The organism is Candidatus Sodalis sp. SoCistrobi, from assembly GCF_900143145.1.
Lineage (GTDB): Bacteria > Pseudomonadota > Gammaproteobacteria > Enterobacterales > Enterobacteriaceae > SoCistrobi.
The window spans coordinates 1-8,836 of the sequence record NZ_FRDB01000123.1 but is presented as its reverse complement, the minus strand read 5'-3'; the positions used below and the strand labels follow the sequence as shown (position 1 = coordinate 8,836).

Below are 8,836 nucleotides of genomic sequence, written 5' to 3'. Positions count from 1 at the left end.
TGCTCATGCTGAGTTTCCAGCACTAGATTAACTGCCCGTTCACGGACTTCCGGAGAGTAACGTTTGGTCGTTGTCATAGAGACCTCCACTTTTAAAGTATAGACTCTAATTTATCCGGGGTGATTCAATCGCTAAGGCTATCGCTCCGTTGCACCAGACGACTTTGGAAATCCAGCAGGTTCGCCAGCTTGTCGGTTAGCAGACCAAAGCGATCGACCATCAGGACCCGGCGGCGGGCTTCGTCTTCGCTGAGACCTTCGGTGCGCATTTCCGCAACAATCTGTTCGGCGATACCGCAACCGGCGGAGCCGGCGCCCAGAAACACCACCTTTTGATCGCGTAAGCGTTTACCCGCGGCGCGGCTGGCGGCCAGCAGACAGCCCAGCGTGACGGCGGCGGTACCCTGAATATCATCGTTGAAGCAGCACAGTTCGCTGCGATAGCGGTTAAGCAGCGGGGTCGCGTTTTTCTGCGCGAAATCTTCAAATTGCAGCAGGACATTCGGCCAACGGCGTTTTACCGCCTGAATAAACGCATCGACAAACTCATCATATTGCTCACCGGTAATGCGCGGATGGCGCAAGCCCATATACAGCGGGTCGTTTAACAATTGCTGGTTATTCGTGCCGGCATCCAGCACTACCGGCAGCGTATAGGCGGGACTGATGCCGCCGCAAGCGGTATACAGCGACAGTTTACCGATGGGGATGCCCATGCCGCCAATCCCCTGATCGCCCAGGCCCAAAATGCGTTCGCCGTCGGTGACCACGATAACTTTGACATTTTGCTTGGTGGCGTTTTGCAGCATGTCCTCAATTTTATCGCGGTTATTATAAGAAATAAATACGCCGCGCGCCCGGCGATAAATATCGGAAAACCGTTCGCAGGCGTCGCCGACGGTCGGGGTATAGATAATGGGCAACATCTCGGCCAAATGAGCCGCGAGTAAGCGATAGAACAGCGTTTCGTTGGTATCCTGGATATTGCGCAGATAAATGTGGCGATCGATGTTAGTGCGAAAATCCTGGTATTGCCGCCAGGCGCGCTCAGCCTGCTCCTCAATGGTTTCCACCGTATCCGGCAGCAAACCCTGCAAATTGAAATTGTCACGCTCTTCCAGTGAGAAAGCGCTGCCTTTATTCAGCAAAGGGAATTCCAGCAGAATAGGGCCGGCATGGGGTATATACAGGGGACGTTTGCTTTCGTATTCCAGTTCCATTTTCTTCACTCATCGTTACTGATAATGTTGGCTGTAGCAACAGCATAAAAGATCACGGCAGTGATTGTCCGGCCGGAGTTGTAATATATTTTTTACTGCGCGCCGTTGAATACGCCTGTTGCCGGACTGTCGACGCGTCATGGGTTACAGAGAAAGACTGAGATGATGTACCTCGTGGCAGCCCAGCGCGGCTAGAGTCGCGCAGGTCGCCGGCCACTGCGTTATCGACGCATTTTGCCGCTCGGCCAATACCGCCCGCTTTATTTGCCGGTTATCGACGCCCGCGGCGTTCATCAGAATGAGCGCCGCCTGCAGCGGCGGCAGACTGGGATTGAACGCGGCGTTCTCCGCATAGCGTCCCGCGTAGATGCGGCCATCCTGCCCTTGTAGCGCAACGCCGCTGTGGCTTTGGCTGTAGGGGGCATGGCTGCGGCTGGCAGCCGCCAGCGCCGCGCCGAGCAAAGGATCATTGTCGGCGGGGGAGGATGCGGACAGACCATGGTCCAGCCAGGCCGCCGCGGCGAACGGCTGGTCAATGTCATCCAGCAGCAGGCTGTGAATAGCAAGATCGCGCGGCCCGAACGCATCGGGAAGATAACTGCCGAGCGTTGCGGCGGGACGCTCGGGCAGGCAGATAATCAAATCGGTGCCGCTGTTCAATTCATTCATAAACTGCCGGCAATGGCCGCAGGGGGTATAGTTAACCGTTAGCGCCCGCAGGCGTTTCTCGCCCCGCAGCCAGGCGTGGGCAATCGCGCTTTGTTCCGCATGTACCGTTTGCTGCAATGGCGCGGCGACGAATTCCATATTGGCGCCGAAATACAGATTACCGCTGATGCCGCGTGCGATAGCGCCGACATCAAAATGGGAAAGCGGAGTGACGGCATACGCAGCGGCGAACGGCAGCAGCATGAAGCACAACGCGTCCTCGTCCACGCCGCCGGCCTGCATAAGTTGCTTAACCTGAGCGGCGCTCAGCCAACCGGCGAAGTCGTGCTGATCAATGAGCGGCGCTAGTGCTGCGCGCAACGCAGGGCTAACCGCGGCCAGCGCCGGTACAAAACGAGCAATCATAAGGGGTCTCTGTACATTGGGCAGGCAATCATTGTAAACAGGGATAACGTGATTAACTACGATCGATATCTTATCGTTAACAATTAACTGAATAATTTGAGTAATAATGGAAACAAAAAAGGTGCAATCAGGGACGTGATGATGCCGCAGATGACCAGCGCCAGCGAACTGAACGCCCCTTCCTGGAAATCCACTTCAGCGCAGCGGGCGGTGCCCAGCGCGTGAGATGCGGTACCCATCGCCAGGCCGCGCGCCGCCCGGGTGGATATCCGCAGCAGCTTGAACAGACTATGGCCGAACACCGCGCCAAGAATACCGACGAAGATGACGCAAACCGCCGTCACGGCGGGAATGCCGCCGATGGACTGGGAAACCGCCATGGCAATGGGGGTGGTCACCGATTTCGGCATTATCGAGGCGGCCATCTGCGGCGAAACGCCCAGCCACAACGCAATTGCGGCGCCGCTCACCATGGCGGTAACACTGCCGGCAAAGCAAATACTGATGATGGATTTCCAGCGTGCGCGAATCTGATGCAGCTGTTCATACAACGGATACGCCAGCGCCACTACCGCCGGCTGAAGCAAATCATTGAGTATCTTGCTGCCGGCGAAATAGCGCTCATAGGGTATGTCGGTCGCCAGCAACAGCGCGATAATTACTACCATGGACACCAGCAACGGATTCAATAGCGGCATGCGAGCCCAACCGGCCAGACGGCGGGAGGCGAAAAAAACGCCGAGCGTTAGCGGCAGCGACCAAATAAGCGAGGGGAGCATTATCGGTCTCCGGCGTCCTGTGGCTGGCCGGCGATCGGCCGCTCACGGTGCACATAATGGGAACTGAGCCCCACTACGACCCATCAGTTTGATCATGCGTTGTGCGCATTTTTGGCAAACAAACCCATCTTTATGGTCGGGCACAGCGTGGGTCCCTTCCAAAAGCAAAATTTCAATGAAGTCGCTCGGTACGTGTTCAAAAAAGTCGATGCGCTTATTTTGCGGGAAAACATGAGTCTGGATGTCATGAAAAAAAGCCAGATACCCACAGATAAGGTTATCGCGGGCATCGATACGGCATGGCTGGTCAAACCAGTACTGAGCCAAAGTCGTTCCGCTTACGCCCTTGAACATTGGCGGGAGGTTATCAAGGCTTCCGATAGTATTGCGATGACATTTCGCAAACTGGCGCCTTTCGACAAGTGTTTGGGCATCACCCAGCAGGAGTACATGACCGCTTTTGCTAATTTAATCAATGAAATCACCCGTTCGGGGAAACAGGTTATCGCCTTCTCAACCTGCACGGGTATTGATAGCTACCACAATGATGACCGAATGATCGCCCTGCAGATGAAGGATATTGTGGAAAGTCCTGATAAATTTCATGTCATCATGGACGAGTTCAATGATCTCGAGCTGGGCGAATTGCTCTCCTATTGCCAATTGACTATCGGCACCCGGCTTCATTCTGCCATTATTTCAATGAACTTCGGCACGCCGGCGATTGCCATCAATTATGAACAAAATCATTGGGTATTATGCAGCAGTTGGGACTGCCAGAATTGGCTGTTGATATCAATGAATTGATTAATGGTCAACTCATTGTAAAATATCACAATGTGGTGGAGGATATTGCTGCATTGGAACTTCAGGTTAGAAATGCCGTCGCCCTGGAGCAAGATAAAGGCAGAATTATTAACCAAGATCTTTTAAATAAAATTTCTGCTTGAGTCATGACCCCGAACGGTCTGCCGTATTGCAGGCCGGTTAGGGTACGCTGCTTGCGATTTTTTTACATTTTATACATGGCCTTTTTTCCCGTCAGGTATGAGAATTAGAGCAGGCGAGTTGTTCTTACGGCCAATTGGGAGTTAATCTTTAGTGCGCGATATTAAGAAACAGGCCATTTGGCTCTTTAGCGGTACATGTTTTTCCTCGCTAATGCAAATACTGCAGCTGTCTGTTCTGGCCAGGACTACAGGCGCCAGAGAGCTCGGAATTATCGCAATAATCAATTCTATACTTGCTATTGCAATGGTTTTACAAGACATGGGTATGAGCAGCTACCTTATCCATCGCCAACAAATAACACGTAAAGAACAGAGCACGATTTTCTGGGTCAATGCAATGCAATGTTAGGTGCGATGACAGCAGGCTTATTAGTGCTGATGGCTTATCCTTTGGCACTGTTCTATAAAATACCGGAATTAACCGGCTTAATTGCTTTGACCAGCCTCAATTTTCTGATTCTCGGCGGTCTATCTCAGTATCAGGCTCATTTCATCAAGCTCAAAAAAGTCATTCTCCTTGTACGTATCGAGATGTTTTCCAAGCTGTTCGCCTTCATACTGACGGTCGCGTTGTTATATTTTACGCCGTTACGGCCGGCAGCTGTTATTCTCGGGCTGTTTACCAATGCTCTGATTAAACTTATCTGCATGCTTTTTTTCAGTGAAAAGACATGGCATCCCACCTTTGAATTTTCTGGTGTCACTTTTAAGGCAGCGTTGAAGTATGGCAGCTTCCAGTTGGGCTCTCAGATAATCAATCAATTTCGTACCCAGGCCGATTCCCTGCTGTTGGCAAAATTCCTTGGCCCGGAAGTGCTCGGGATTTATTCACTGGCAAAAGACCTGGTTTTGCAACCATTGAAATTGCTGACGCCAGTAATCAATCGCCTGGCCCTTCCCCGCTTTGCTGAGAAACAGAGTTCAGAAAGTGAACTGAAAAAGATTTATCTTAACTCTACCTTCGCAATTTGTTCCTCAAGCGCATTGCTTTTTCTGATCATAGGTATCTTTGCGCCGACGGTGGTGAGGATCCTTTATGGCGCGCACCATGAACAGGTAGCGGTATTAATCCCTTATATGCTGTTGCTTGGTGTTCTTAGGCCCATGGGTGGCTTGACCGGCGCCATTACGCAGGCGAATGGTAAAACACATATAGAATTCTACTGGAATATCATTGCCGGCGTCGTGATGCTCGGGATCTTAGCATTGGCGTTAATGAGTAAAAATATCCTCGTCATCGCCTCTGCACTGTCTATTTCGCAGGTGACCATTTCGTTCCTGGTTTATCCCTTTTTCATCAGGCCGATTGTCGATGTGGGACTTTTACCCTACTTGCGTAACTGGGTACCGACAACGATTGTCGTCACTCTGATAATTTATCTAGTCAATTATTATCAACTTTACATCAGTCTGTAACTGAAAAACGCTGCCCTATGGCAGCGTTTTTATTGACCGCGCAGTGATAATTTTCCAACGTTTCGGTTCAGCACCTCGCTGCCAAGCCTCCACCCCATCACTCCTGCGGGTAATCACCCGCAGCCGCGCCGTGCATTTTGCGCATCACGCCCGCTTAGGCACCCGCGCCACCGATTTGCCTTTTCACCACGCCCGCTTAGGCCCCCCGCCACCGATTTGCCTTTTCACCACGCCCGCTTAAGCACCCCCGCCACCGATTTGCCTTTTCACCGCGCCCGCTTAGGCATCTCCGCCACCGATTTGCCTTTTCACCGCGCCCGCTTAGGCATCTCCGCCACCGATTTGCCTTTTCACCGCGCCCGCTTAGGCATCTCCGCCACTGATTTGTTTTTCACCGCGCCCGCTTGGGCACCCCCCACCGATTTATTTTTCACCGCGCCCGGCTAAGCATCCCTCCCCCCGGCTTGCTTGCTTATTTTTTCCTGGTTTGACTTTCCCATTCCTTCAACCGTTTTTTAACCTCATCCTCGAGGCGTTTGCGCAGCAGCTGGTCCACATTTAGTTGATAGTTCAACCCATCCCAGGAGCCGTACACCCGCAGCGGGATAGCGGTTGAAGTGAGCATGCTCACCAGTTGCGGATCCCCTTTCCACCCCTCTAGCACACGAATTTGCAGATTCACATCGCTTTGGCGTGCCGGTATGTTTAGTGTGCCGTCACCGGTCAGCGCCAGCAATGGTGAATCGCCCGCCAGATTGTCAAGACGCAGGTTGCCCCGGTTGAGGGTGGCGTTAGCGGTAAGCTGGCGTACCTGTGAATAACGCTCGGCGCGCTCTTCGGCCGCCACATTAGTATTGGTACGCGTTACCGCTCTTTGTATCAATTGCGAAATATTCAGCCCTTCCAGTTTGGCGCTATCCAATGTCATGGCGGCCTCACCCTGCCAGGCGCGGGCGAAATCGGTCGCGGTGAAATTATGTCCTTGCACTTCGCCCTGCAGGGAGAGCTGGCCGGTCAATGTCTGGGGCAATGAGAACGCTTTCAGCAGCGGGCCAAGGGCTACCCGGGAAAACTGTGGCTGCAAATGGAAAACCGGCTGTGCACCGGTGGCGTCCAACGTGCCGGGCAGATCAAATGTCCCCTCGCCAAGCTTTCCGGCAAAGGTGTTCAAAGTAAGCTGCCCGCGGCGGTTGTCCGCCTTCACCTGCAGATCGGTCATCGTCAGGCCATGATAAATGACGTTCTGAGCGCTCAAATTGAGTTGTCCGCTAAAATCATTCAGATTGGACAGAGCATTATCCGTCAGGGCACTGTTGGCAATAACCGGTCGACCGGTACCGGCGTTTTGGCTTTGTGCCCGTGCCTCGTTGTCATTAGCCGGCGGCTGCAACCCCAGCAGCGTATCCAGATTTAAGGTCTTCGCCGATAAATCAAGTTGATATACCGGCTCGTCGCCCAGCCGGGCACTTATCTGTCCGCTTAACTCGCTGTCGTTGGCGCTGAAGGTTAACCCCGCGAGCGTCAAGGTTTGATTCACGGCGGAAAAATCGGCGTTAAACGCCCCCTCACCCTCGATTCCCTGCTCAGGCAGGCCACTCGCGCGCAGTCTGTAGCTGAATTTATCCATGTGAGCGCTGACCTGACGCGGGTATTGACTCAGATCCAGACTACCGTTGAGAGAAACCGCCAAATCGCGCTGATCGCGATTGAGACGGCCGGAGAACTCAACACTCGCTTTGCGCGCATCGTCCTGTTTCATCTGCAAATTCAGATCGCGAAAATTAAGTTGTTCGTTAGTATCGCGCTGCCAGATAAGCAAACTGTCGGCGACCTGCAGACTGCCGATATTCCACGACCAGCCGTTGCCTTCCTCAAGCTCCGGCGACCCCGCCGGCGCAATAGGGGCATTATCGGGCCGCCGCGCCGCGCTGTCGGGGGTTAAGGTTATCACCGCCCCTTTCAGCATGACCTGCTTCACCGAAAGCTGATGAGAAAACAGCGGCCATAGCGCCACATCCAGGCGCATATTTTCCGCGCTAACCAGCGGAACCGACGCGCCGGGGGCGGTGAGTTTCATACGGCCCGCGAGAATACTTAATTGCGGCCAGGCATGCCAGCGCAAATCACCCTCCAGCGCCAGATGATAGCCGCTGCGCTGTTCTACTTGCGTGATCATATAGCTGCGGAAATCGTTGGGATTGATTAGCGCCACCATAGCCGTCAGCCCGGCCACCACTACCACCAGTAGAATGAACAGCGTCGTCAGTAATCTTCTCATGCGGTCCTCTTTCGTTATCACCCGATGCCACAGGCCTCTGACGATTCAGTCCTTATCGATCCGGCTGGCCACGGCGCCTTGCTGATTGCGGTATTTGGCATCTTCGCGCCGGTTATAGGGGCGGGCTGCGGGGCCGCTCAAAGGTTCAAAGCTCAGGGCACCTATCAGCATGCCGGGGCGCAGCGCCAGCGGCAACTTACCTGAATTATAGAACTCCAGCACGATTCTACCCTGCCAGCCGGGATCGATCCGATGCGCGGTCACGTGTACCATCAGACCAAGACGCGCCAGCGAGGAGCGTCCGTCCAGCCAGATCATCAGGCAGCGTAACCGATTCCAGGGTGACCGCCAGCGCCAGCTCGCCCGGATGCAGGAAAAAGGCTTCGCCTTCGGGGAGTTGGATTTCGTCGCTCATCACCCGGTCCAGCGACGCGGTCACTTCATCTTTTGGCCCGCTGAGATCGATATACGCCGCGGTATGCCCCCGGAAAACCCGAAACTGGTTACCCAGTCGCACATCCACCGTCGCCCCGTTAATCCTTTCTATCGGCGGGCGCGGCGCGATATCCAGTCGGCCTTCATCCAGCCAGATTTCAATATCACGGTCACACAGTCTCATCGCTTGTCTCTCCATATGGGCGTGATGGTAGGCTTGCCGCTAGGTCGGCAGCCGGTCAGGTCTCAAATACTACACGGGAATTATTCGAGAAACTGACTGATTTTCGCTTTTAAAATGTCGATAGCAATCCGGTTTTTACCGCCGCGCGGGACAATGAATAACCCCGAGTTTATTAGAGAGTAATTTTGGCAATACTACGCCGCTTCCTCTGATGCTAATTGCAAAGCGTAATAGTTCATTTCGGCTTCAGTAGGAGGGATGTAACCCAGCCGCCCGAGCAGCCTTCTGTTGTTGTACCAGTCCACCCAGTCCACCCAGTCCACCCAGTCCAGCGTGGCCAACTCCACTTCCGTCCGGTTTTTCCAGCTCCCGCGGTGGATAACCTCCGTTTTGTACAACCCGTTGATACTCTCTGCCATCGCATTATCGTAGGAGTCGCCG

The 8,836-nt window shown here is 53.7% G+C and carries 6 protein-coding genes and 4 pseudogenes; 3 read left to right on the top strand and 7 right to left on the bottom strand.

The genetic code is table 11. From position 1 onward, the window contains the following. Window positions 1-127: 127 nt before the first annotated feature. The 3 genes and pseudogenes from CINSTRO3249_RS09575 to CINSTRO3249_RS09565 form a co-directional block, all read right to left on the bottom strand. Window positions 128-1,219 (bottom strand): annotated as a pseudogene (locus CINSTRO3249_RS09575) (NAD-dependent malic enzyme); the annotation flags it as partial. Window positions 1,220-1,363: 144 nt separating this feature from the next. Beyond that, on the bottom strand, window positions 1,364-2,293 hold the full coding sequence (cdd, locus tag CINSTRO3249_RS09570; protein WP_074013114.1) for a cytidine deaminase: 930 nt from the start codon (window positions 2,291-2,293) through the stop codon (window positions 1,364-1,366). Between the two features lie 83 nt (window positions 2,294-2,376). After that, window positions 2,377-3,072 (bottom strand): CidB/LrgB family autolysis modulator, encoded by a 696-nt coding sequence (locus CINSTRO3249_RS09565; protein ID WP_074013113.1) that lies wholly within the window; start codon window positions 3,070-3,072, stop codon window positions 2,377-2,379. A 63-nt stretch (window positions 3,073-3,135) separates the two neighbouring features. On the opposite strand from CINSTRO3249_RS09565, the gene CINSTRO3249_RS09560 reads away from it, so the two are divergent. The 3 genes and pseudogenes from CINSTRO3249_RS09560 (at window position 3,136) to CINSTRO3249_RS09555 (ending at window position 5,498) form a co-directional block, all read left to right on the top strand. After that, a complete protein-coding gene (locus CINSTRO3249_RS09560) occupies window positions 3,136-3,879 on the top strand; it encodes a polysaccharide pyruvyl transferase family protein (RefSeq protein ID WP_371441377.1) in 744 nt (247 codons plus the stop codon). Continuing rightward, entirely contained in the window at window positions 3,831-4,022 is a 192-nt protein-coding gene (locus CINSTRO3249_RS17210) for a hypothetical protein (protein ID WP_217265386.1), read from the top strand. Before CINSTRO3249_RS09560 ends, CINSTRO3249_RS17210 begins: the two co-directional genes overlap by 49 nt. Window positions 4,023-4,173: 151 nt before the next feature. Further along, window positions 4,174-5,498 (top strand): annotated as a pseudogene (locus tag CINSTRO3249_RS09555) (oligosaccharide flippase family protein). A gap of 472 nt (window positions 5,499-5,970) precedes the next feature. Here CINSTRO3249_RS09555 and asmA read toward each other — a convergent pair. The 4 genes and pseudogenes from asmA to CINSTRO3249_RS09535 form a co-directional block, all read right to left on the bottom strand. After that, window positions 5,971-7,776, bottom strand: coding sequence for an outer membrane assembly protein AsmA (gene asmA, locus CINSTRO3249_RS09545; protein ID WP_074013110.1), 1,806 nt, complete (start codon window positions 7,774-7,776; stop codon window positions 5,971-5,973). Between the two features lie 45 nt (window positions 7,777-7,821). Then, window positions 7,822-8,395: pseudogene (gene dcd, locus CINSTRO3249_RS09540) on the bottom strand (dCTP deaminase). 80 nt (window positions 8,396-8,475) lie between these two features. Next, window positions 8,476-8,550: pseudogene (locus CINSTRO3249_RS16600) on the bottom strand (uridine kinase); the annotation flags it as partial. Window positions 8,551-8,589: 39 nt separating this feature from the next. Then, the coding region (locus CINSTRO3249_RS09535) for an integrase core domain-containing protein (RefSeq protein WP_143146887.1) at window positions 8,590-8,836 on the bottom strand (247 nt) is incomplete at its 5' end.

What these genes read in the sequence shown, in the direction of transcription:
- asmA (WP_074013110.1), bottom strand. Translation starts at nt 7,776, where the DNA reads ATGAGAAGATTACTGACGACGCTGTTCATTCTACTGGTGGTAGTGGTG.
- CINSTRO3249_RS09565 (WP_074013113.1), bottom strand. Translation starts at nt 3,072, where the DNA reads ATGCTCCCCTCGCTTATTTGGTCGCTGCCGCTAACGCTCGGCGTTTTT.
- CINSTRO3249_RS17210 (WP_217265386.1), top strand. Translation starts at nt 3,831, where the DNA reads ATGCAGCAGTTGGGACTGCCAGAATTGGCTGTTGATATCAATGAATTG.
- cdd (WP_074013114.1), bottom strand. Translation starts at nt 2,293, where the DNA reads ATGATTGCTCGTTTTGTACCGGCGCTGGCCGCGGTTAGCCCTGCGTTG.